Raw genomic sequence first — 24989 nt, forward strand, 5'->3', positions numbered from 1 at the left:
ATCTTATTCACTGGATCGCCGATCATTTACTGGCGATCTTGGTTATCAACAGGTAAAATTACCAATCTTTTCCAATTCCAATAAATAGAGTGAGAGCACCGTGTCATCTTCGCTTTGGTTGCAATGTTCGCAACGTCTACAAGAAGAGCTACCCGCTACCGAATTCAGCATGTGGGTCAGACCCTTACAAGCTGAGCTTAATGACAACACCCTAACTCTATTTGCGCCTAACCGCTTTGTACTCGACTGGGTGCGCGATAGATACCTCAACAGCATTAACCGCCTACTAAAAGAGTACTGCGGTAATGATGTTCCAAATCTGCGTTTCGAAGTCGGTAGCAAGCCGGTTTCTGCGCCACCAGCACCTAAGCCAGTTAAGACCGCAGCGGATGTTGCGGCTGAGTCTTCTGCACCTGCGCAGCTACAAGCGCGCCAACCTGTGCATAAAACCTGGGATGATGAAACAGAGGTCTCGGACATCAACCATCGTTCGAACGTCAACATCAAGCACAAGTTCAACAACTTCGTTGAAGGTAAGTCGAACCAACTTGGTCTTGCTGCGGCGCGTCAGGTCGCTGATAACCCTGGCGCAGCTTATAACCCACTATTCTTGTATGGTGGTACAGGTCTGGGTAAAACCCACTTATTACATGCAGTGGGCAATGCCATCGTAGATAACAAACCCAACGCGAAAGTGGTGTACATGCACTCAGAGCGTTTTGTTCAGGACATGGTTAAGGCGCTACAAAACAACGCGATTGAAGAATTTAAGCGCTACTACCGTAGTGTCGATGCGCTGCTTATCGATGATATTCAATTCTTCGCCAATAAAGAGCGCTCGCAAGAAGAGTTCTTCCATACCTTTAATGCGTTGCTTGAAGGCAATCAACAGATCATCCTGACATCGGATCGTTATCCCAAAGAGATCAACGGCGTAGAAGATCGCTTGAAATCTCGTTTTGGTTGGGGCTTGACCGTGGCTATCGAGCCGCCTGAGCTGGAAACCCGTGTCGCGATCTTGATGAAAAAAGCTGAAGACCATCAAATTCACTTAGCCGATGAAGTCGCATTCTTTATTGCTAAACGCCTACGTTCAAACGTTCGTGAGCTGGAAGGGGCACTAAACCGAGTTATCGCCAATGCGAACTTTACCGGTCGCCCTATTACTATCGACTTTGTTCGTGAAGCACTGCGTGACTTGCTGGCGTTGCAAGAGAAGTTGGTGACAATTGATAACATTCAAAAGACGGTTGCTGAATACTACAAGATTAAAGTGGCGGATCTGCTTTCTAAGCGACGTTCTCGCTCTGTTGCTCGCCCGCGTCAGTTGGCGATGGCGTTAGCCAAAGAGCTGACCAACCACAGCCTACCAGAGATTGGTGATGCGTTTGGTGGTCGCGACCATACTACCGTGTTGCACGCGTGTCGAAAAATCGCTCAGCTGCGTGAGGAAAGTCACGACATTAAGGAAGACTATTCCAACTTAATTCGCACGCTTTCTTCATAATAGTGGCATAATCACTATAATTAGCATTCAAGTTATTGTATTTCGCATATAAGTGGCATGGATTGCCATCTTTACGAAGAGTTATCTATGAAATTTACTATCGAACGTCACCACCTACTAAAGCCGCTACAGCAAGTCTCTGGCGCACTGGGCGGTCGTCCTACATTACCTATTTTGGGCAACTTGCTACTTAAGGTAGAAGAAGGGGTACTTTCTCTTACTGCGACAGACCTAGAGGTTGAGCTGGTAAGTAAAGTAACGCTAGAGAGTGAGTTCGAAGCAGGCAGCGTAACGGTGCCTTCACGTAAGTTCCTCGATATCTGTCGTGGGCTACCCGATGACTCGACAATTACCATCGTACTAGAAGGCGATCGCGTACAAGTGCGCTCTGGTCGTAGCCGTTTCTCCCTATCCACATTGCCAGCGAGCGATTTCCCAAACATTGAAGATTGGCAGCAAGAAGTGGCGGTGACGGTGACTCAAGCTGAGCTTAAGTCGCTGATCGACAAAACTCAGTTCTCAATGGCTAACCAAGATGTGCGTTACTACCTAAACGGTATGTTGTTTGAGTTAGACCAAACCACATTGCGCTCAGTGGCGACTGATGGTCACCGTATGGCGGTGGCAACGGTGGCGCTAGAAGGCAGCTTTGACAACAAACAGATCATTGTGCCGCGAAAAGGTGTACAGGAGCTTTCTAAGCTTCTCGATGCGCCAGAGCAGCCAGTCACGCTGCAAATTGGCAGTTCTAACATCCGTGCTGAAGTGAACAACTATGTCTTCACTTCTAAGCTTGTTGATGGTCGTTTCCCCGATTATCGCCGCGTAATGCCGCAAAATACCGACAAGACACTCGAAACAAACTGTGATGAGTTGCGTCAGGCGTTCTCCCGTGCCGCGATTCTATCGAATGAGAAATTCCGCGGTGTTCGTGTCAACCTAGCGGACAACGAGATGCGCATTACGGCTAATAACCCTGAGCAAGAAGAAGCGGAAGAGATGCTCGACGTGAACTTCCAAGGTGACGCGCTCGAGATTGGTTTCAACGTATCTTACGTTCTCGATGTACTTAATACGCTTCGCTGCGACCAGGTACGCATGTCGATGTCCAATGCCAACGCCAGTGCGTTGATTGAAAATAGCGAAGATGACAGTGCCATGTACGTGGTGATGCCGATTCGTCTCTAAGACGAGCATGACGTTATGCCGCTTACGCGTTTAATCGTACAGCAATTTCGAAATATTAAAGCCTGTGATATTGAACTATCTACAGGCTTTAACTTTATTATTGGCCCCAATGGCAGTGGCAAAACCAGCTTGTTGGAGGCGATCTATTTGCTCGGTCATGGGCGCTCATTTAAGAGTTCGCTCACCGGTCGAGTGATACAAAATGACTGCCAAGAGCTATTTGTACATGGCCGTTTTTTGAACTCGGATCAATTTGAGATACCCATTGGCATTAATAAGCAGCGCGATGGCTCAACAGAGGTTAAAATAGGCGGTCAATCTGGGCAAAAGTTAGCTCAGCTAGCCAAGGTTCTGCCGCTGCAACTTATCCATCCAGAGGGCTTTGAATTGCTCACTGATGGCCCTAAGTTTCGCCGGGCATTTATCGACTGGGGTGTATTTCACTCTGAGCCAGGTTTTTTTGAGGCTTGGGGTCGTTTTAAGCGTCTCAGTAAGCAGCGTAATGCGCTACTTAAGACGGCCACCAGCTACCGAGAGTTAAGCTACTGGGATAGAGATTTAGCCCAGCTTGCTGAACAAATCGATGGGTGGCGCCGCACCTATGTCGAACAAATGAAAACCTTGGCTGAAGAAATGTGTCAGTCTTTTCTGCCGGAGTTTGAAATTAAACTCGGTTATTACCGTGGCTGGGAAAAGACACGCCGTATGGCGAGCTCTTAGAACGTAACTTTGAGCGTGACCAAAGTTTGGGGTACACCTTTAGTGGCCCAAATAAAGCCGATTTAAGAATTAAAGTGAACAACACCCCTGTAGAGGATGTGTTGTCTCGTGGTCAGCTAAAACTGATGATGTGTGCGCTGCGCCTTGCGCAAGGGCAGCATCTTGCAGAGTTGACCGGAAAGCAATGTATCTATCTGATAGATGACTTTGCTTCAGAATTAGATAGCCTGCGTCGTAAACGCTTAGCGGATTACTTAAAACAGACTCAGGCTCAAGTTTTTGTAAGCTCTATTACTGAAAGCCAAGTTGCCGACATGATTGACGAAAATGGCAAGATGTTTCATGTGGAACATGGCACAATAGAGCAAGGTAAATAGTGAGAGAAACTCATGTCAGAAAATTACGATTCATCGAGTATTAAGGTACTAAAGGGTCTGGATGCGGTACGTAAGCGTCCGGGAATGTACATCGGCGACACGGATGATGGAACCGGTCTACACCACATGGTTTTTGAGGTGGTTGATAACTCAATTGATGAAGCGTTAGCAGGTCACTGTAACGACATTATCGTGACTATTCATGAGGACAACTCTGTTTCTGTAAGCGATGATGGTCGCGGTATCCCAACGGAAATGCACCCAGAAGAGCAAGTCTCTGCGGCAGAAGTTATCATGACGGTACTTCACGCGGGTGGTAAGTTCGATGACAACTCGTACAAGGTATCGGGTGGTCTGCACGGTGTAGGTGTATCGGTAGTAAACGCGCTGTCTAAGCAAGTGACGCTGACTATCCATCGCAGCGGTCAAATTCATACTCAAACCTATCATCACGGTGAGCCAGAAGCGCCACTGACAGTGATTGGTGATACCGATAAGACAGGTACAGAGATTCGTTTCTGGCCAAGCGAAGAAACCTTCTCAAACGTCGAGTTCCACTACGATATTCTTGCCAAGCGTCTACGTGAACTGTCGTTCCTAAACTCAGGTGTCTCAATCAAGCTCATCGATAAGCGCGAAGAAGACAAAATGGATCACTTCATGTTTGAAGGTGGTATCCAAGCGTTTGTTGAGCACCTAAACACCAACAAGACACCAATCATCCAGAAAATCTTCCACTTTGATAACGAGCGTGATGACGGCATCACGGTTGAAGTGGCGATGCAGTGGAATGATGGCTACCAAGAAAACATTTACTGTTTTACCAACAACATCCCTCAACGTGATGGTGGTACTCACCTTGCGGGCTTCCGTGCTGCACTAACGCGTACGCTGAACTCGTTCATGGATAAAGAGGGCTTCTCTAAGAAAGCCAAGACGGCGACGTCAGGTGATGATGCTCGTGAAGGTCTAACCGCTATCGTATCGGTAAAAGTGCCAGATCCGAAGTTCTCAAGCCAAACCAAAGACAAGCTGGTTTCTTCTGAAGTGAAATCCGCGGTTGAGTCGGCGATGGGTGAGAAGCTGTCTGAGTTCCTAGTAGAGAACCCAGGTGAAGCGAAGATAGTTTGTACTAAGATCATTGACGCCGCTCGTGCTCGTGATGCAGCGCGTAAAGCGCGTGAAATGACACGTCGTAAAGGCGCTCTAGACCTAGCGGGTCTGCCAGGAAAACTGGCTGACTGCCAAGAGAAAGACCCAGCGCTTTCTGAACTGTACATAGTGGAGGGTGACTCTGCGGGCGGTAGCGCTAAGCAGGGTCGTAACCGTAAGAACCAAGCGATTCTTCCACTGAAAGGTAAGATCCTAAACGTTGAAAAAGCACGTTTCGATAAGATGCTCTCTTCACAAGAAGTGGCAACGCTAATTACAGCTCTAGGCTGTGGTATCGGCCGTGACGAGTACAACCCAGATAAACTGCGTTACCACAACATCATCATCATGACCGATGCGGACGTCGATGGTTCTCACATCCGTACGCTGCTTTTGACCTTCTTCTACCGTCAAATGCCAGAGCTTATCGAGCGCGGTTATGTGTACATCGCTCAGCCACCGCTTTACAAAGTGAAGAAAGGTAAGCAAGAGCAGTACATCAAAGATGAAGATGCGATGAACCAGTACCAAGTGTCTTTGGCGCTGGATAACGCTGCTCTACACGTGAACCCTGAAGCACCAGCACTAGCCGGTGAATCACTAGAGAAACTGGTACAGCAGTTCAACGGCGCAGTGAAAATTGCCGAGCGCATGGCTCGTCGTTACCCGCACGCGCTAGTGAGTGAGTTCATGTACACCCCACGCCTAACCGCTGAGCAGTGTCACGATGCGGCGGCGGTTGAAGCATGGTCTAAGCAGCTTGTTGAGCAGCTCAATGCGAAAGAAGTGGGCGCAAGCCAATACAGCTTCGAGGTTGAACAGCACGCTGAGCTAGGTCTGAACCTACCGAAAATTATCGTGCGTACTCACGGTGTGACCCATGAGCATGTACTGAGTATTGACCTACTGAACTCGAAAGAGTACGGCAAGCTAGCATCTCTATCTGAGGCTCTAGAAGGTCTGATTGAAGAGGGTGCTTACGTGAAACGTGGTGAGCGTACTCAACCAGTGAGCAACTTTGAAGATGCCCTAAACTGGCTAATCAAAGAGTCGCGTCGCGGTCTGAGCCTACAGCGCTACAAAGGTCTAGGTGAGATGAACCCAGACCAGCTTTGGGAAACCACAATGGACCCAGAAACACGTCGCATGATGCAAGTCACGATTGAAGATGCGGTTGGCGCAGACCAACTGTTCACGACGCTAATGGGCGACCAAGTAGAGCCTCGTCGTAACTTCATCGAAGAGAACGCACTGAAAGTAGCTAATCTAGACGTTTAGATTGGTTTCTCTTCGCTGGCTGAACTGATTTCTGCGTCGAAGGTGCTCATTTATACCTATAAATTGCGCGCCTTCTCCTTGAACTCAGCTCACCCAGCTTCGATAAACCAATCTAAAAACAAAAAGACTGCCTTACACGGCGGTCTTTTTTGTTTTTAACTCTATGAAAAATAACCGTTATAAAAATAATTAAAGAAAATGCCTTGAAAGCGATTTTCGTCATCCCTATATCTATTTGTGAAGAGGGAGCTGTCTTGCTCAAGAGAGAAGAAACAGACCTTTTAAACGCCTGCAAAGTATCGCTCAGTGGAGGATCACTTTAACGGCACACCTAAAAAACTGATTTATTGCTACGTCCCCGAACAGCAAGGCTGTCAGCGGAGTGGTGGATAAGTCCCTTAGTCGTCACTGCATCAGTTTATAGGCTGGGTGTAGGTGAAAACTCACGGCTAAGACTATTGCTTACTATGAGGATAGCATTATGAGAACTGTAGATTTCACTCCTTTATACCGCAACGCAATTGGCTTCGATCGTCTATTTAACATGATGGAAGCGAACTCAGCGAAAAACTCTTCAGGCGGTTACCCTCCATACAACATCGAGCAACAAGACGAGAACCACTTCCGTATTACTATGGCTGTGGCAGGCTTTGCTGAAGACCAACTCGATCTGACTCAAAAAGAGAACATGTTGATTGTTAAGGGTGAGCGTAAAGCCGAAGAAGGTAAAAACTACGTGTACCAAGGTATCGCAGAGCGCGATTTCGAGCGTAAGTTCCAGCTAGCTGACTACGTGAAAGTCGTGGGTGCAAGCATGGAAAATGGTTTGCTACATATTGACCTAGAGCGTGAAATCCCAGAAGCGATGAAGCCACGTAAAATTGAGATTGGTGGTAACAAACTGATCGAAGGCTAATCATTTCGCTGAAACGAAAGCCCTGATATAAAGAGTGAAAGAGCGCCAGACGGCGCTCTTTTTGTATCTATTCTATTGTTATCTTGTGTTTTTGGAGCCTTAATCGCTAGTGCTTTGCGCGTATGCTTTAGCCACTTCTTCCGCGATAATCGCGATACCTTGCTGCATCTTGTCGTCATCTTGCACATAGTTCATGCGCAGACATTGATGGGCATGATCCCATTCATCTTCCTGACCAATAAAGAAGTATTCCCCTGGGACAATCAACACGCCGCGATCTTTCAAACGTTGGTAAAGCTCCATAGTGGTAATGGGTAGTTCATCAAACCATAGCCATAGGAAAATCGCGCCTTCTGGCTTATGGATTCGAAAACGGGGATCGGTAATCGCCGATTGCAATAACTCAACCGCGCGCTGGGATTTCTGTTGGTAGAACGGCTTAATGACATTCGAGCTGAGCTCTAGAATGTCACCTTTCTCAATCATGTGATGAGCAAGTGCGGGTCCAAAGCTGCCCGGCGCTAGGCTAATAATTCCATTCATATTGGTCATCGCTTGGGTGACTTCTTCACTGGCAATCACGATACCGCAGCGCAACCCTGGCAGACCTAGCTTAGATAAGCTCATGCAAAGAATGGTGTTCTCATTCCAAAACGGCTCCACATCTTCAAAAATGATGTTTGGGAATGGCAAGCCGTAGGCGTTATCGATGATCAGTGGAATGTTATTTTCACGAGCCAGTTTATCCAGCTTATGGATTTCTTCGTCGGTGAGTACGTTACCCGTTGGGTTGGTTGGGCGTGAGGCACAAATCGCGGCAACGGAATCATCGATCTCTAGGTGCTCAAAATCCACATGGTATTTGAATAGACCGTTATCAAGTAGCTCAATCTCTGGGTGGTAGGAGACAAAGATGTCTTCGTCTATGCCGGCATCACCGTAACCAATGTACTCGGGTGCAATTGGTAGCAAGATTTTCTTGTGGCTGCCATCGCTTTGCTTACCTGCGAGTAGGTTAAACAGATAGAAAAAACCACTTTGGCTGCCATTGGTCAGGCTGATGTTCTTTTCGGTAATGTTCCAGCCATAGGTATCGCGCAGCAGTTTAGCGAGCGATTTAACAAACGCATCTTTTCCTTGTGGACCATCGTAGTTGGCCATGGCGGCCACCAGCTCACCACTGGTGAGGAGGTCACTACTGGCTTGGTGAAAATACTCGAGCATGGCAGGAATGGCGGCTGGGTTGCCACCTCCGAGCATGATGGCGCCTGGAGTGCGAAGGCCATCATTAAGATCATCCATTAATTGGGTAATACCTGAGTAACGATTAAATTTTTCACCAAACTTCGAAAATTGCATTGCTGTACCTAGTTCATCGTGTTCACTTGTTGTGTTTTTAAGGGGTTTTATCCTGCTGGTGGCAAGATGAACCTTTGAACATACAGCAATGACTACGGCAGGCAAAGCACTATTTGAGTGCAAAGAAAATGAGCAATAAGAAAGGAGCGCAGTAGCGCTCCCTTTTGATGTGATTGAGTAGGCTTTAATCTATTGATTATTCGCCAGTGTAAACGATGAGTACCTTGTCATCTTGGTAACGACGTTCAAACGCATAGTACCCGCTTTGCTGGCGGGTAATATGTTCACCCATAGCAATGGCAGGGTGACGTAGGCGGAAATCGCCTAATGTTTGCCAGTGCTTCAATAGGGTTTCGCGCTGACCCGTTATCTTATCCCAAGGCATGTCTGAGCGCGTACCTTGGTGTGAGTCAGAGCCACTGACACCTAGGTCTCTTGCTATCTCATCACCATAGTAGATCTGCACCGCACCCGGACTTAACATCAGTGCATTGGCGGCACGCATCTGATCATCAATGCTTCGGCTTCGAGATGCCCAGAACAGAGAAGTGTCGTGCGAAGAGAGGTAGCTCAGCACATTAAACTCACTGTCGCTGTTAATACGCTCTGCATAGCGACGATAGTCACTGTCTAGGTTGGCAAAACATTTCAGTGCTTTAGGGGCAACATCCCCTTGGAACTCGAAGTTGATGATAGAATCAAAGCCGTTATCGAAATACGGACTCTTCACCACGCTGTGCGCCCAAACCTCGCCGGTCATCCAGAACGGTTTATCATCCAGTGCCTTGTCTGGGTTGTTTTGTTTCCACTCTGCCAGTGCTTCATTACTGGCTTGCTTGAGCTTGGCCCAGCTTTCCATTTCGACGTGTTTAGCGGTATCGACACGGAAACCATCGATGCCATACTCGCGAACCCAATCCGTAAGCCAGGTGATCAAATGCTCACTTGGCGTGGCTTGAATATCTTTGGCATTGGTCTCTTTATTACGATAGAAGTTCGGTAGGCCTGTCTTCTGCGTCGATTCGGTTTTTAGATCTGGCAAGAAGTTAAGTGACATGGTTCTGTCGTTGTATCCAGGTGCGTCGTAGTCGCCGATGTCGGTACGGATCCAATCTTTACCCCACCACTTATCCCATGCTTCGTCATCACTGTACTTGATGTAATCATTAAAGCTGTGCCAGCTTTGCCCTGATTTTGGCTGCCAATCGGTCCAATTTTCACCGAGTTCTTGTTTCGCCTCTTCATCAGAGAGGTACAGTTTTCCAAAGCCAAATTCTTGCATGTCCGCTAACGTGGCGTAGCCGGTATGGTTCATGACCACGTCCCAAACGACACGGATACCTTTCTTGTGGGCAGTATCGATAAACTGACGCAACTCCGCTTCAGTGCCCATGTTGGCATCGAGCTTGGTCCAATCTTGGTGGTAATAACCGTGATAGCCATAGTGCTTGAAGTCACCTCTATCACCGCCACCAACCCAGCCATGAATTTGCTCTAGTGGCGAGGTGATCCAGATGGCATTGACGCCAAGCGATTCAATGTAGTCGAGCTTTTTAGTCAAACCGGCCAGATCGCCACCATGGAAGGTACCGATCTCATGTTTGCCGTCTTTGCTTCGCCCATAGCTGTTATCGTTATCTGGGTTGCCGTTGTAGAAGCGATCGGTCATGACGAAATAGACCGTCGCGTTGTCCCAGTCGAATTCCGCCTTCGGTGCTTGCTCTGCGGGTTCTAGCAGCAATAGGCCTTGGCTGTTTGCGCCAGGCTGCAGCGCAATCTTGCCACTGCTGACCGTCGCTTGTTGTCCGCTCAGCGCATCCCTAAGCACAGTGCCATCGGCAAAGGTAGCACTAACATCAATGACTTTAGGGCTGTCAGTGGCAACAGGGCAGGTAGAGGTAAAATCGTTACTCTGTTTCGGTTTCACCTTTACGGTGAGCTCGTTGTTGGTTGGATTGAGCGTAAACTGGTAGGTATTCGCCTTGAATACTCGCATGGGAATGGCCGATTCCCCGGCACAATCATCGAGCTTTAATGGGCGGTTGAACTTAATGCGCGCATCTTCAGCCAAAGCAAAGTTGCTGCCACAGGTTTGTGCATTATCACCGATAGAAAAGGTATAGCTGCCTTTATCAAGCTTCTTTTCTGCTACCAGCAAACCTTGTTCATTGGCAGAAAAAGCCACTTGTTGGTCATCTAAGCTAAGTATTAACGCGTCGTCTGGCAGTTGGCTACAGGCGCTGAGCATCGCCACTGAGAGTGAAAGTAGGGTCTTTTTCATGGGTTCTCTTCCTTGAAGTTATCCCACGTTTATATCAAATATCGACCTCTACATTCTGAGTGCTATAACCGCTAGTTTGCAGGTAAACTCCCTACAGTTTTCATACTAGTTCACAGAACTAACAATAACTTGTTGCTGATTGTCAGGTACAAAAAAGGGAAGCGGATGCTTCCCTTTCATTAACCATTATTGCCTAAATTGACGACTACTTCTGAAGAAGTGAAATGTCGGCGATCTGTAGGAACAGGTTACGCAGGTTGTTCAGTAGCGTCAGACGGTTCTTCTTAAGCGCTTCGTCATCGGCCATGACCATCACGTTATCGAAGAACGCATCCACTGGCTCACGTAGGTCAGCAAGTTTGCTTAGTGCTTCTTGATAGTTACCGGTCGCGAATGCTGGCTCAAGAGCTTCAGTCATCACCTCAACGTTCTCTGCTAGTGTCTTCTCTGCATCTTCTTGTAGAAGTGCAAGGTCGATTTCAGCTGCCAGTTCGCCGTCGAATTTCGCTAGGATGTTACCTACACGCTTATTCGCTGCCGCTAGTGCTTCTGCTGCTTCTAGCTCGCGGAAGTGAGATACCGCTTTAACGCGTTGGTCGAAGTCTGCTGGCTTAGTTGGACGGTTAGCGAGTACCGCTTGGATGATATCCACGCTGAAGCCTTCATCTTTGTACCATGAATTGAAACGACCAAGCATGAAGTCGATGACGTCGTTTGCAACGTTCGCGTTGGTTAGCTTGCTAGTACCGTCTTCTAGGGCGAATAGTGACTGTGCTTTTGCAATTAGGTCAGTTAGGTCTAGGTTGTAGCCGTTTTCTACGATGATACGTAGCACACCTAGAGACGCACGACGAAGTGCGAATGGGTCAGAGCCCTTAGGTGCTTGGCCAATACCGAAGATACCGACAATCGTATCTAGCTTGTCTGCCATTGCGACGGCTGAAGAGATACCTGTGCTTGGTAGATCGTCACCGGCGAAACGCGGCATGTACTGCTCGTAAAGCGCTAGGGCTACTTGCTCATCTTCACCATCGTGAGTGGCGTAGTGCATGCCCATTACACCTTGGGTATCGGTAAACTCGAATACCATAGAGGTCATTAGGTCACACTTCGCTAGAAGGCCAGCACGCTTAGATTTCTCTACGTCAGCATCGATTTGCTCAGCGATGTAGCCAGCAAGTTCAGTGATGCGGTCTGTCTTGTCTTTGATAGTACCAAGCTGCTTCTGGAAGATAGCTTGCTCTAGCTCAGGCAGACGGTCGATAAGAGGGCGCTTACGGTCAGTGTTAAAGAAGAATTCCGCATCCGCTAGACGTGGACGTACAACCTTCTCGTTACCTTCGATTACGTAGCGAGGCTCTTTAGATTCGATGTTAGAGACGAAGATGAAGTTTGGTAGTAGCTTCTTGTTCTCGTCGTACACTGGGAAGTACTTCTGGTCACCTTTCATGGTGTAAACCAGCGCTTCAGAAGGCACCTTCAGGAACTCTTCTTCGAACTTCGCCGTAAGAACTACTGGCCACTCAACGAGTGATGTTACTTCTTCAACTAGGTCATCCTCTAGATCAGCGACACCGCCAACTGCTGCTGCCGCTTTTTGCGAATCAGCCAGGATGATTGCCTTACGCGCTTCGTAATCTGCCATCACTTTACCACGCTCTTCTAGGATCGCAGGGTATTGCTCAGCAGAATCGATAGTGAACTCTTGCTCACCCATAAAGCGGTGACCACGGATAGTACGGTCAGAGGCGACACCTAGGATCTCGCCTTCGATAAGGTCAGAGCCCATTAGCATAGTCAGTGTTTTAACAGGACGGATGAACTGAGTCGTCTTGTTACCCCAACGCATTGGCTTCGCGATTGGTAGGTTAGCCAGTGCTTTTGCTGCTAGCTCAACAACGATTTTAGTTGTTGCTTGGCCTTTAACTTCTTGTTTGAAAAGAAGCCACTCGCCTTTGTCTGTCACTAGACGATCCGCTTGCTCAACAGTGATGCCGTTACCACGAGCCCAACCTTGAGCTGCTTTGGTTGCATTACCGTCAGCATCGAATGCTACAGAAACCGCAGGGCCACGCTTTTCTACCACTTTATCTGCCTGACCTTCAGCAAGACCAGCTACCTTAAGTGCTAGACGACGAGGAGCCGCGTACCATTTCACACCTTCGTGTGTTAGGTCTGCACCTTTAAGCTCTGCTTCGAAGTTCGCTGCAAAAGCTTCTGCAAGGGTACGAAGCTGCGTTGGTGGTAGCTCTTCAGTACCGAGTTCAATTAGAAATTCTTTTGCCATGATTACTTCTCCTCTTCCTTACGGCACATTGGGAAGCCTAGAGCTTCACGTGATGCGTAGTACGCTTCAGCAACTGACTTGGTCAGGTTGCGGATGCGAAGGATGTAACGTTGGCGCTCTGTTACAGAAATAGCTTTGCGTGCATCAAGGATGTTGAATGCGTGAGCCGCTTTAAGAATGCGCTCATACGCTGGAAGAGGAAGAGGTTTCTCTAGCTCTAGCAGCTCTTTGGTTTCTTTTTCACACTGGTCAAAGTAAGTGAATAGGAAATCTACGTCAGCGTGCTCAAAGTTGTAGGTTGATTGTTCAACTTCGTTTTGGTGGAAGATATCACCGTAAGTGACCTTGCTGCCGTCTGGTGCGACGTTCCACACTAGGTCGTAAACAGAATCTACTTCTTGAATGTACATCGCTAGACGCTCGATACCATAAGTGATCTCGCCAGTTACTGGCTTACACTCAAGACCACCAACCTGCTGGAAGTAAGTAAACTGAGTCACTTCCATGCCGTTTAGCCAGACTTCCCAACCAAGACCCCATGCGCCTAGCGTTGGGTTTTCCCAGTTGTCTTCTACGAAACGAATGTCGTGAACTAGCGGGTCGATACCAAGCACTTCAAGTGAGCCTAGGTACAACTCCTGAATGTTGTCAGGAGATGGCTTAAGCGCAACTTGGAACTGATAATAGTGCTGCAGACGGTTCGGGTTCTCGCCGTAACGACCATCGGTCGGACGACGTGAAGGTTGAACGTATGCCGTAGACATTGGCTCTGGGCCAAGTGCACGTAGACATGTCATTGGGTGAGAGGTGCCTGCACCTACTTCCATATCTAGTGGTTGAACAATAGTACAACCGTTCTGTGCCCAGTAATCCTGCAGCGCGAGGATCATTCCCTGGAAGGTTTTGATATCGTATTTTTGCATAGTAATTCGCGCAATTCTCTAAGTGAAAAGGTGTTTCTGATATTCAGAAAATAACAAATAAGTATACCGACTAATCGGTAAGGGGAGTAGGGGTAAAAGTGCTGATTTAATCATCATAAAGGTAAAAAAATGCGGTTTTTCGGAGTTATTCGCTGTGTGAAGGGGCGTAAGCTCCAATATTGTTGAAATTGATTCATTGAGTGATTACAATGCCGCCATCTTTGGGGAGTAGCTTATCCATACACTCACAAGCGTTTGGATTCGTTCGTCAACATAATTGGTGCAAAATCACCATGGCGCTCGAGACTTGTGCCCGCAAGTTTAGCAAGACCATAGATAAACATCGTGAACCGGGGTGGGGCGCGAGGTTTGTCTATAGGTTAAATACTATAATCCCTGCCCCTTAGAGCATGTCGTGAGCGTTTTAGCTATATCAATTACTACGGTGGCACTTGCCGAAATTGGCGATAAGACCCAACTTTTATCTCTGCTGCTGGCCAGTCGTTACCGTAAACCTATTCCTATTATTGCCGCTATCTTTTTAGCGACCATTGCCAATCATGCATTAGCTGCATGGCTGGGGGTTGTAGTGGCCGATTATCTATCACCGGAAGTGCTTAAGTGGGTATTAGTGGTCAGTTTCCTTGCCATGGCTGCCTGGATCTTGGTGCCGGATAAACTCGATGACGATGAGAGTATTTCAAGTCGCGGTCCGTTTATCGCCAGTTTTATCGCATTCTTCATTGCTGAAATTGGCGATAAAACTCAGATAGCGACCTCCATTCTCGGCGCGCAATACGCGGATGCGCTGACCTGGGTGGTGATTGGTACTACGGTGGGTATGCTACTAGCCAATGTGCCTGTCGTCTTGATTGGTAAGCTATCAGCGGACAAGCTTCCGCTTGATTGGATTCGTCGTATTACCGCCATTTTGTTCGTAGGACTCGCTATCGGCGCTGCTGTTTTTTAATAACAATATCAACTAAATATCAAACTTTAATCGGGATCAAACTCTCGCTCGAATCTGATGAAATTCGTGATGAATGACATATTAGTGTCATAATTGTCATGGTACTTTAATCATGTGGATCCTAGCGAGAGGGCAACGATTATGCTTACACGTTACACAGGAATGACCGCGGAAAGCCAAAGCCGTTTATTCACCTTCGGTTTGGTATTAACATTGCTTGGGATGGTACTCACCGATATGTGGATACCTATGGTCGTCGGTGCCATCGTCATGGCAGGATTGGCCGTCGAGTCTTGGATTCGGGTTCAGCATTTGATCCCAATGCACAACGAGATCCGTTCGATGCAAAAGCAGATAAAAAAACTGCAATCTGAGATCAGGACGCTCGAATATGACGAATAGTAAAAAGGCTGCCAGTGGCAGCCTTTTTTAGTGCGTTACGCTAACCCTTTTTTAATCAAATAAAGGTAAGGGACGGTTTCTGTCTGAGCACTCAGCAATTGGTGATCCATAAAGCGACAGAAACTTGGAATATCGCGCGTCGTCGAAGGGTCGTCAGCTTTCACTAACAACACTTCACCTTCTTCCATCTTACGAATTGTCTTCCTGACCATCATCACTGGCTCTGGGCAGCGCAGTCCTTCGGCTTCGAGTGTTTGCGTCGCTAGGTCTGTATTGATTGTCATCGGGAACTCTTTCTTACTAAAAAACAGCTCAAATTCTACTTATGAAGAAAAAATATGCAATAACCCCTTGGCAAAAGGAATTTTTTGTTTTAACTTTATTAACAAGTTGGTAACAAAGGAGCAGGGACGTAACTATGTTAACCGTACTAGACAGGATTACAATTTACTCGGTGCTTTGCTTGATAGCATTCTGTGCCTTGGTATTACAGCCTTCCCAACAAGCCGGGTGGGCTCCGTTAATAGGTTTAAGTGTCTCTATAATGGGTCTCTGGTTAGAGGTAAGACGCTGGCAAGATGTTTCAGAAGAACAAGAGAGTTAACATTTAGTAAACATTCTTGCAAATTAGAACTTCCAATACATTTTACGACATTCCGACACTATCCCCATTTTCTTGGGCTTCCCCGCTGAAAGGCGGGATTTTTTTTATCTGAAGAAAAGAAAACCAAGTGTACACTAGGGGAAGAATTACGTAGGAAGAGCTTATGGAACTCGAAGAAATCTATCGTCGCGACCTCAATTTATTGGTGGCATTGAAGGTGCTGGTGGAAGAGGGCAGTGTTAGTCAAGCGGCCGTGCGACTCAACCTAAGCCAATCTGCAACGAGTCGAGTGTTAGGTCGATTGAGAGACTTATTAGGGGATCCGCTTTTCACCCGTCAAGGACAGCGAATCATTCCTACCAGTAAAGCGCTCGAGATATGTAAGCAAATTGACCAACCGTTAGAGTCCTTCCGTCAGTTGCTGACACCCAGTGAGTTCAATCCCTACTATTGTAATGAGCGCTTTCTCATCGCGACGACTGACTATGCGATGCAAACCATCCTTCCTTATGCACTACCGAAGATTTATCAGCTCGCGCCTAACATCTCTTTGGAGTTCGCTCCGCTGCAACACGAGAGCCTTTTCAAGCAGCTCAGCACCGATAAGGTCGATATGGCAATCTGCCGTCCCACGGGTTCGGTTACGCCTTTGCATCAAGAAGTCTTGGGCCCTGTCGGCGTCTCTTGTTTAGTTTCTAAGCAACATCCGTTAGCGGATAAACCTTTATCACTTGAAGATTACATCAACGCACCTCATGCCATGATTGCGATCAGTGACGGTGTTAAAGCTCTGTTGGACGCCGCACTTATCAACCAAAACCCCCGAAAAATGGTGCTGCGTGCCTATCATCTTGAAGCGGCATTGGCGATAGTCGATAGCATGCCATTGATCATTACTGTGCCTGCTGATCTCGCCTATTTAGTAGCAGATCGCTACGATCTAGTAATTAAACCGCTGCCTTTTGCTTTTACTCCGTTTGATTATTCTCTGATTTGGCATGCGCGATGCGATACCTCGGAGTCTCAGAAATGGCTTCGCTCGGTAGTAAAAGAAGAGTGTGGAAAGTTGATCGCGAAACGAATTGAAGATGTGGGTTTAGGTTAATGACCTTCCCAGATGCAAAAAAGGCTCTCGTGATGAGAGCCTTTTCTCTAATGAGGCTGTTACCAATTAGATTTTAATAGTAACGCGACCTGTTACAGCACCGTTAGTGATGTCTTCTGCCGCTTGAATCGCATCTTCTAGCGCTACGGTTTTGCTTGCTTGTGCATAGTATGACTCAGGAAGTAGCGTCGCTAGCTGTTCCCAAGCTTTGATGCGTTTTTCGCGTGGGCACATTACAGAATCAACACCTTGTAGACGCACGTTACGCAGGATAAATGGCATCACTGTAGTAGGTAGGTCAAAGCCACCCGCTAGACCACATGCTGCGACAACACCGTTGTAGTTCACTTGCGCAAGCACTTTAGCAAGCATGTTACTGCCTACGGTATCGACAGCGGCAGCCCAGAATTGACGCTCAAGCGGTTTCGCTGGCTCTTCCAGTTCGCTGCGCTCAACAATGCGTGATGCACCGAGTGATTTTAGTAGTTCGCCGTTCGCTGAAGCGCGGCCTGTTACTGCCGCCACTTTATAACCTAGTTGGTTAAGTAGCGTAACAGACACACTACCCACACCGCCACTTGCGCCTGTGACCAGTACTTCGCCGTCTTCTGGTTTTACGCCTGCATCAACAATGGCTTGTACACATAGCATCGCAGTAAAACCTGCAGTACCGATAGCCATCACTTTTTCTGCATCGAGACCTGCTGGCATTGGCACTAGCCAGTCACCGTTTAGGCTCGCTTTCTCAGCCATGCCACCCCAGTGATTCTCACCGACCCCCCAGCCAGTGAGAACCACTTCGTCGCCTTCCTTGTAACGAGGGTCGTCTGATTGCGACACTACGCCAGAAAGATCGATACCCGGTACCATTGGGAAATTGCGGATGATTTTACCTTTACCGGTAATCGCCAACCCATCTTTGTAGTTCAAAGATGAATATTTTACATCTATTTTTACATTACCTTCTGGAAGCTGTGACTCGTCTACCTGAGAAATAGTAGCGATTGTTTTTTTGTCTTCTTGGTTAAGTAACAGTGCTTTGAACATGATGTTCTCCAATGAGTTGAAGTGTTATCTGATGCAAAGTGTAGGTGAGAAATTCGAAAAAAAACAATGAAACTTCAACATTAGATGTATGCGTTTTGTGCATAAATAAAAACAGCCCCGAAATCGGGGCTGTTTGCGTTGAAGAACCGTAATGAGAGGGCTACGGTCTTTCAAAGATGGTTGCAATACCTTGACCCAAACCAATACACATAGTGGCAAGACCGATCTTAGCGTCTTTGTTTTCCATGATATTGATAAGTGTGGTCGAGATACGAGAGCCCGAGCAACCCAATGGGTGACCGAGAGCGATTGCGCCGCCATTCAGGTTAACCTTTTCATCGACCACATCCAGTAGACCAAGATCTTTAGCACATGGCAGAGATTGAGCCGCAAATGCTTCGTTTAGCTCAACAATATCGATGTCGTCCATCGTTAGACCTGCACGCTTCAGTGCTTTTTGCGTGGCTGGCACCGGGCCGTAACCCATAATCGACGGATCGCAGCCAGCAATGGCCATAGAGCGGATCTTCGCGCGAATGGTTAAACCAAGCTCGTTAGCTTTCTCTTCGCTCATGATCAGCATGGCAGACGCACCATCAGACAGTGCCGATGACGTACCTGCGGTTACCGTGCCATTTGCAGGGTCAAATACTGGACGAAGCTTAGATAGCCCTTCAACATTGGTTTCTGGACGAATCACCTCATCGTAATCAAGGGTAAACAGTGAACCATCTTCTGCATGACCTTCGGTCGGCAAGATCTCGTTCTTAAAGCGACCTTCAAGCGTTGCTGCTTGCGCTCGTTGGTGGCTTCGCGCTGCAAACTCATCTTGTTGCTCACGGCTGATGCCATGCAGTTTTCCCAGCATTTCGGCGGTGAGACCCATCATGCCCGCCGCTTTCGCGACATTCTTAGAAAGCTGAGGGTGGAAGTCGACACCGTGCGTCATAGGGACGTGCCCCATGTGCTCAACACCACCAATTAGGCAGATCTCAGCATCGCCAACCATGATTGAGCGCGCCGCGTCATGCAATGCCTGCATAGATGAACCACACAGACGGTTTACCGTGACCGCACCAATTTCAATCGGTAGGCCTGCAAGTAGCGCTGCGTTACGAGCAACGTTAAAACCTTGCTCTAGGGTTTGCTGTACACAGCCCCAGTAGATATCTTCAATCTCTTCTGGCTTCACTTGTGGGTTGCGAGCCAAGATACCTTTCATTAGATGTGCCGATAAGTCTTCAGCACGCTGATGTCTAAATGCACCACCCTTGGAACGACCCATAGGTGTACGAAGACAATCAACAACGACAACATTTTTCATTTTGATATTCCTCATCCAATCGGTGGTTACAGTGAGCTAGCTTGCTGCACGTCATAGAAGCGCTTGCCAGAGCTTGCCATATCGACCAGCGACTGAGGCACCTTGTACATTGCACCTAGCGACTCATATTGCTTCGCCATCACAACGTAGTTATCGATACCGATACTGTCTAGATAGCGGAACACACCACCTCTAAATGGAGGGAAGCCTAGGCCATAAACCAATGCCATATCTGCTTCTTGTGGTGTCGCAATGATGCCCTCTTCCAAACACAGTACGACTTCGTTGATCATTGGAATCATCATGCGCTGAATAATGGTGTCATCATCGAACGATTGTGCAGGTTTGCTGACTGACTCAAGCAGTGAATTGATGTCTTCACTTGGTGCTTTCTTAGGACGACCGCGCTTGTCCGTGGTGTACGCATAAAAACCTGAGCCATTCTTCTGACCATAGCGAGTGTTTTCAAATAGCACATCAATGGAATCACGCTGATCTTTTGCCATTCGCTCTGGGAAGCCTTCCGCCATCACCGCTTGTGCATGGTGCGCGGTATCAATGCCCACCACATCAAGTAGGTAAGCAGGGCCCATCGGCCAGCCAAACTTGCGCTCCATGATTTTATCGATCTGAATGAAGTCTGCGCCATCCGCCAGTAGCTGACTAAAGCCGCCAAAGTATGGGAATAGAACACGGTTAACGAAGAACCCAGGGCAGTCGTTGACAACGATAGGGGATTTACCCATTTTCGCTGCGTAAGCAACAACGCGGTTGATGGTTTCTTCCGAGGTATGCTCACCGCGAATGATTTCGACCAATGGCATGCGGTGTACTGGGTTAAAGAAGTGCATACCACAGAAGTTTTCTGGGCGTTTTAGAGACTTCGCAAGAACATTGATAGGAATGGTTGAGGTGTTAGAGGCGATGACGGTGTTTTCGCCCACCATCTCTTCGACTTCACTCAGTACTGCGGCTTTGATTTTTGGATTCTCTACCACCGCTTCCACAATCACATCGCTTTGCTCAATACCGGCGTAATGCAGGCTAGGGGTAATTGAAGCCAGCACGCCAGCCATCTTAAATCCGTCGATACGTCCACGTTGTAAACGTTTGTTGAGCAGTTTAGAGGCTTCGGTCATACCTAGCTCAAGGGATGCTTGAGCAATGTCTTTCATGATGACAGGTACACCTTTTAGCGCAGATTGGTAAGCGATACCGCCACCCATAATACCGGCGCCCAGTACTGCTGCGCGCTCAGTCTCTTTGCCTGACTTAGCGGCTTTCTTAGCAAGGCCTTTGATGTACTGATCATTAAGGAAGATGCCAACCAATGCGTTGGCTACGTCAGAGCCTGCAAGGTTGATGAAGTAGTTTGCTTCTACATCAAGCGCCTCATCACGACCAAATCGTGCTGCCTCTTCAATCGTTTTGACTGCGGCCATTGGCGCTGGGTAATGAGGTCCCGCTTTTTGTGCCACTATACCTTTCGCCATAGTGAAGCTCATCATGGATTCAAGTTTGCTAAGAGTCAGTGGTGATACTTTTGCTTGGCGGCGCGCTTTCCAGTCAATTTTTTCGTTGATGGCAAGCTCGATAGTGTTCAGAGCGGAATCATACAGTGCGTCGGTTTCGACGATGGCGTCGATAAGACCGACTTTCAACGCTTCATTGGCTCTGCAGGCTTTGCCTTGCGTGATGATTTCCATGGCACTGTCAGCGCCAATCAATCTTGGCAAACGAACAGTGCCGCCAAAACCCGGCATAATACCCAGTTTTGTTTCTGGTAGGCCGATGCTGGTGGTCTTGTCACCAATTCTAAAGTCCGTCGCCAATACGCACTCACAGCCACCGCCTAGGGTGTGGCCTTTTAGTGCTGATAGCGTTGGTACTGGCAAATCTTCCAGTTTATTGAAAATGTTGTTAGCGAATCCTAGCCATTCTTTGAGTTCGGCTTTTGGTTTTGCAAACAAACCAAGGAACTCAGTGATGTCAGCGCCCACAATAAAGGCACTTTTATCCGTCGTTAGGATTAGTCCCTTAAGATCTCTCCATGCAGCAAGCGCATCGAGGGCTTTGTCTAAAGATTCGAGAGTAGCCAGATCAAGTTTATTGACCGACTGGGGAGAGCTAAAGCACAGCTCGGCGATGCCGCTGCGTACTTCCTTTACCTGTAGAGTTTCAGATTGGTAAATCATTGTCATTCTCCGTGACAGACAATCCGTGATTGTGTGAAAGCGGTTGTTATAGTTTTACTTCTGGTTAGACCAGTTATTTAAGTGTGTACCGCATCGAATTTAATTTCAATACATTTTTTAAACAACTGTTTAACATTATGACCAGTGTCCAATCTTGGAGTCAATTGCTATTGCTCGTGCTAGAATACCCCTTTTTAGGCGACAAACCTCGTAAAAGCCAATGAACTCAACTGCATACTTGATACCTGAGCACCCAGTTCTTTTTGAAGAAGAGATCAAAAAGAGCGTGTTCATCACGCAAATCGCTCATACGCCGAGTATTGAGTTGGCAAAAGCATTTGTTGATCAAGTGAAGAAACAGCACAGTAGTGCCCGACATAATTGTTGGGGCTTTGTAGCGGGACGTCCTGAAAATTCGATGATGTGGGGCTTTAGTGATGACGGTGAGCCGTCTGGCACCGCAGGTAAGCCTATCTTAGCGCAGCTTAGTGGTTCTGGTATTGGAGAGCTCACTGCGGTGGTCACGCGCTATTCTGGTGGTATCAAGCTTGGCACGGGCGGTTTGGTGAAGGCTTATGGTGGCGGTGTACAACAAGCACTTAAGCTGATTCAAACAATCGAAAAAAAATCACCACACAATTACGTCTAGAGTTAGACTATGCATTCGTGTCTATAGCTCAAGCCGAGCTGAGTCGTTTCGAAGCGGTTGAGGTCGAGTCGCACTACACCGACAAGGTCATTCTGATCGTTGAGTTAGAAGTGAACCATGTTGATGCACTGACGCAGAGTATCATTAATAAAAGCGGAGCCAAGGCAATGGTCTCCCCAGTAGAAAACAACTAGGACGTAACGAAGCAGCGCTTCATCAACTCATATGCAATTTCGATCCATAATTCGCATTGTCGGACTGCTACTCGCTCTGTTTAGCGTTTCAATGCTCGCACCCGCTTTAGTCGCACTGATTTATCGAGATGGTGCGGGTGTGCCTTTTGTGACCACCTTTTTCGTCCTACTTGTTTGTGGCGGGTTTTTCTGGTTTCCAAACCGTCGTCATAAACACGAGCTCAAAGCCAGAGATGGCTTCCTTATTGTTGTACTGTTTTGGACCGTAATCGGTAGTGCGGGTGCACTGCCATTTTTGATTTCTGATTATCCCAATGTCTCTGTCACGGATGCCTTCTTTGAATCCTTCTCGGCACTCACGACGACAGGGGCGACAGTGATCGTTGGCTTGGATGAGCTTCCTAAAGCGATTTTGTTCTATCGTCAGCTACTTCAGTGGTTTGGTGGTATGGGTATCATCGTACTTGCTGTGGCCATATTGCCGGTACTTGGTATCGGTGGGATGCAGCTCTATCGGGCAGAGATCCCTGGACCAGTGAAAGACAGTAAGATGACGCCGCGTATTGCAGAGACTGCAAAAGCGCTTTGGTACATCTATCTCAGTCTAACTATTGCCTGTGCAGCGGCGTTTTGGGTGGCAGGCATGACACCATTTGATGCCATCGCCCATAGCTTCTCGACGATTGCGATTGGCGGCTTCTCGACACACGATGCGAGTATGGGTTATTTCAACAGCCCGGCTATCAACATGATTACCGTTGTATTCCTGTTGATCTCTGCGTGTAACTATTCTTTGCACTTTGCGGCTTTTGCCTCTGGCGGCGTGCATCCTAAATATTATTGGAAAGATCCTGAGTTTAGAGCCTTCATCTTTATTCAGGTGGTTCTGTTTTTGGTGTGCTTCCTTATCTTACTTGAGCATCACTCCTACAATTCCATGTACGATGCGTTCGATCAGGCTCTGTTCCAGTCAGTCTCGATATCGACGACGGCCGGATTTACCACAACGGGGTTCTCTGAGTGGCCACTGTTCTTGCCGGTACTCCTGCTGTTCTCTTCATTTATTGGTGGGTGCGCGGGTTCAACGGGTGGCGGCATGAAGGTTATTCGTATTCTTCTACTGACATTGCAAGGTGCCCGTGAAATGAAGCGTTTGGTTCACCCAAGAGCGGTGTATACCATCAAGGTTGGCGGAACAGCTCTATCACAGCGCGTTGTCGATGCAGTATGGGGGTTCTTCTCCGCTTACGCGCTGGTGTTTGTGGTGTGTATGTTGGCACTTATCGCAACGGGTATGGATGAGCTGAGTGCTTTCTCTGCCGTAGCGGCGACACTGAATAACCTGGGTCCAGGTCTTGGTGAGGTGGCTCTTCACTTTGGTGATGTGAACGACAAGGCGAAATGGGTACTGATTGTGTCGATGCTATTTGGGCGATTGGAAGTGTTCACTCTTCTTATACTACTAACGCCAGCATTCTGGCGAAGCTAATTCATCAATAGCTAATTATTAATAGATGGCAGCGAAGGAAATTATCGTGGAAAAAGTTCTCTATCTCTATTCTTCTCGCGAAGGACAAACAAAGAAAATCATTGGGCGTATCGCTGAGCAGCTTGGTCACAATGATGCTGCCTCTATTAACCTGCATGAAAACCCAGATGTAAATCTGAGTGACTATGACAAAGTACTGATTGGTGCCTCTATTCGCTATGGCCATCTGAATAAGAAGCTGTACCAGTTTATTGAAGCAAACCAACAGCAACTGAGTGAGATGAAGGCGGCGTTTTTCTGCGTGAACCTGACGGCAAGAAAAGAAGACCAAGGTAAAGATACGCCAGAAGGCAGTGCCTACATAAAGACGTTTCTTAAAAAGTCGCCTTGGCAACCGACCCTTATTGGTGTTTTTGCCGGTGCCCTCTATTACCCTCGTTATAATTCGTTTGATCGCTTTATGATTAAGCTAATTATGACCATGACAGGTGGCGAAACGGATACCTCCAAAGAAGTTGAGTACACCAATTGGGAGAAAGTGGGGCTGTTTGCTGAGAAATTTGCCCAGCTATAGAGAGAAAACGTTGTTTTTTACGCCGTTTTGACTCGTTTTTAAGCGAACGATAAAAAAAACCGAAAAACTTTAAAAAAAGGGTTGCCAACTTTAATCCGATCTCTATAATGCCCCCTCGCTGACACGGGAAAGGACAACGAAATCCCCAACGAGTCAGAAGGACACAAGCTTCTAAGAAGCTTAGCAAAATAAGTTGAAAAAAGTGGTTGACACGAAAACTTATCTCGCTAAAATGGCCGTCCGTTTCGAGAAGGACGCTTAGTCCGAAGCTCGAAACAAGCTCTTTAACAATATAAACCTATCAATCTGTGTGGGCACTCGTTGATGATAATCAAATTAGAAACTTCGGTTTCAAATTAGGTTTCAATGAAACGAAGTGACCATTCGAATTGGGCAGCAGCCTTGAGCTGTTTTGTTTTACTTTTTCAAAAGTGAAAACCAATAAGAG

The 24989-nt window shown here is 47.5% G+C and carries 17 protein-coding genes and 2 pseudogenes; 11 read left to right on the forward strand and 8 right to left on the reverse strand.

Features of this window, described 5'->3' with window-relative positions:
- Positions 1-100: 100 nt before the first annotated feature.
- From dnaA to AC6I8Y_RS00025, 5 genes and pseudogenes are all read left to right on the forward strand, one after another.
- Positions 101-1507, forward strand: a complete 1407-nt coding sequence (gene dnaA, locus AC6I8Y_RS00005) for a chromosomal replication initiator protein DnaA (RefSeq protein ID WP_096994000.1) — start codon at positions 101-103, stop codon at positions 1505-1507.
- 87 nt (positions 1508-1594) lie between these two features.
- Complete coding sequence (gene dnaN, locus AC6I8Y_RS00010) at positions 1595-2695, forward strand: DNA polymerase III subunit beta (protein WP_042502452.1); 1101 nt, start codon at positions 1595-1597, stop codon at positions 2693-2695.
- A gap of 15 nt (positions 2696-2710) precedes the next feature.
- Positions 2711-3792: pseudogene (gene recF / locus AC6I8Y_RS00015) on the forward strand (DNA replication/repair protein RecF).
- Between the two features lie 12 nt (positions 3793-3804).
- Positions 3805-6222: a DNA topoisomerase (ATP-hydrolyzing) subunit B gene (gyrB, locus tag AC6I8Y_RS00020; RefSeq protein ID WP_498020585.1), complete on the forward strand. Its 2418-nt coding sequence runs from the start codon at positions 3805-3807 to the stop codon at positions 6220-6222.
- A 481-nt stretch (positions 6223-6703) separates the two neighbouring features.
- Positions 6704-7138: an Hsp20 family protein gene (locus tag AC6I8Y_RS00025; RefSeq protein ID WP_394154537.1), complete on the forward strand. Its 435-nt coding sequence runs from the start codon at positions 6704-6706 to the stop codon at positions 7136-7138.
- Positions 7139-7237: 99 nt separating this feature from the next.
- On the opposite strand, the gene AC6I8Y_RS00030 is transcribed toward AC6I8Y_RS00025, so the two are convergent.
- The 4 genes from AC6I8Y_RS00030 to glyQ form a co-directional block, all read right to left on the reverse strand.
- A complete protein-coding gene (locus AC6I8Y_RS00030) occupies positions 7238-8497 on the reverse strand; it encodes a valine--pyruvate transaminase (RefSeq protein ID WP_498020586.1) in 1260 nt (419 codons plus the stop codon).
- A gap of 196 nt (positions 8498-8693) precedes the next feature.
- On the reverse strand, positions 8694-10778 hold the full coding sequence (locus tag AC6I8Y_RS00035) for an alpha-amylase (protein WP_498020587.1): 2085 nt from the start codon (positions 10776-10778) through the stop codon (positions 8694-8696).
- Between the two features lie 205 nt (positions 10779-10983).
- On the reverse strand, positions 10984-13065 hold the full coding sequence (gene glyS / locus AC6I8Y_RS00040) for a glycine--tRNA ligase subunit beta (protein WP_498020588.1): 2082 nt from the start codon (positions 13063-13065) through the stop codon (positions 10984-10986).
- Between the two features lie 2 nt (positions 13066-13067).
- On the reverse strand, positions 13068-13988 hold the full coding sequence (glyQ, locus tag AC6I8Y_RS00045) for a glycine--tRNA ligase subunit alpha (protein ID WP_394154529.1): 921 nt from the start codon (positions 13986-13988) through the stop codon (positions 13068-13070).
- A 415-nt stretch (positions 13989-14403) separates the two neighbouring features.
- Here glyQ and AC6I8Y_RS00050 point away from each other — a divergent pair, with 415 nt between their 5' ends.
- A complete protein-coding gene (locus tag AC6I8Y_RS00050) occupies positions 14404-14958 on the forward strand; it encodes a TMEM165/GDT1 family protein (RefSeq protein WP_042478147.1) in 555 nt (184 codons plus the stop codon).
- Between the two features lie 141 nt (positions 14959-15099).
- Entirely contained in the window at positions 15100-15360 is a 261-nt protein-coding gene (locus AC6I8Y_RS00055; RefSeq protein ID WP_042478170.1) for a hypothetical protein, read from the forward strand.
- A 35-nt stretch (positions 15361-15395) separates the two neighbouring features.
- On the opposite strand, the gene tusA is transcribed toward AC6I8Y_RS00055, so the two are convergent.
- Positions 15396-15644, reverse strand: coding sequence for a sulfurtransferase TusA (gene tusA, locus AC6I8Y_RS00060; protein ID WP_042478150.1), 249 nt, complete (start codon positions 15642-15644; stop codon positions 15396-15398).
- 483 nt (positions 15645-16127) lie between these two features.
- Here tusA and AC6I8Y_RS00065 point away from each other — a divergent pair, with 483 nt between their 5' ends.
- Positions 16128-17069 carry a LysR family transcriptional regulator gene (locus tag AC6I8Y_RS00065; RefSeq protein WP_252012989.1) on the forward strand — a complete coding sequence of 314 codons (942 nt, stop codon included), beginning with the start codon at positions 16128-16130 and terminating at the stop codon, positions 17067-17069.
- Positions 17070-17135: 66 nt separating this feature from the next.
- Here AC6I8Y_RS00065 and acuI read toward each other — a convergent pair whose 3' ends face one another.
- From acuI to fadB, 3 genes are all read right to left on the reverse strand, one after another.
- The gene (gene acuI / locus AC6I8Y_RS00070; RefSeq protein WP_128649930.1) at positions 17136-18116 is read right to left on the reverse strand and encodes an acrylyl-CoA reductase (NADPH); all 981 of its coding nucleotides are present in this window, start codon (positions 18114-18116) and stop codon (positions 17136-17138) included.
- Positions 18117-18276: 160 nt separating this feature from the next.
- Positions 18277-19440, reverse strand: coding sequence for an acetyl-CoA C-acyltransferase FadA (gene fadA, locus AC6I8Y_RS00075; RefSeq protein ID WP_042478154.1), 1164 nt, complete (start codon positions 19438-19440; stop codon positions 18277-18279).
- A gap of 26 nt (positions 19441-19466) precedes the next feature.
- Complete coding sequence (gene fadB, locus AC6I8Y_RS00080; protein ID WP_498020589.1) at positions 19467-21635, reverse strand: fatty acid oxidation complex subunit alpha FadB; 2169 nt, start codon at positions 21633-21635, stop codon at positions 19467-19469.
- Positions 21636-21855: 220 nt separating this feature from the next.
- Here fadB and AC6I8Y_RS00085 point away from each other — a divergent pair.
- The 3 genes and pseudogenes from AC6I8Y_RS00085 to hemG all read left to right on the forward strand — a co-directional run bounded on the left by AC6I8Y_RS00085 (position 21856) and on the right by hemG (position 24541).
- Positions 21856-22478, forward strand: a pseudogene (locus tag AC6I8Y_RS00085) (YigZ family protein).
- Positions 22479-22509: 31 nt separating this feature from the next.
- A complete protein-coding gene (locus tag AC6I8Y_RS00090; RefSeq protein ID WP_112460744.1) occupies positions 22510-23967 on the forward strand; it encodes a TrkH family potassium uptake protein in 1458 nt (485 codons plus the stop codon).
- A gap of 46 nt (positions 23968-24013) precedes the next feature.
- Positions 24014-24541, forward strand: a complete 528-nt coding sequence (hemG, locus tag AC6I8Y_RS00095; RefSeq protein WP_498020590.1) for a menaquinone-dependent protoporphyrinogen IX dehydrogenase — start codon at positions 24014-24016, stop codon at positions 24539-24541.
- The last annotated feature ends 448 nt before the right edge of the window (positions 24542-24989 follow it).

Source organism: Vibrio sp. KUL78 (assembly GCF_059725505.1).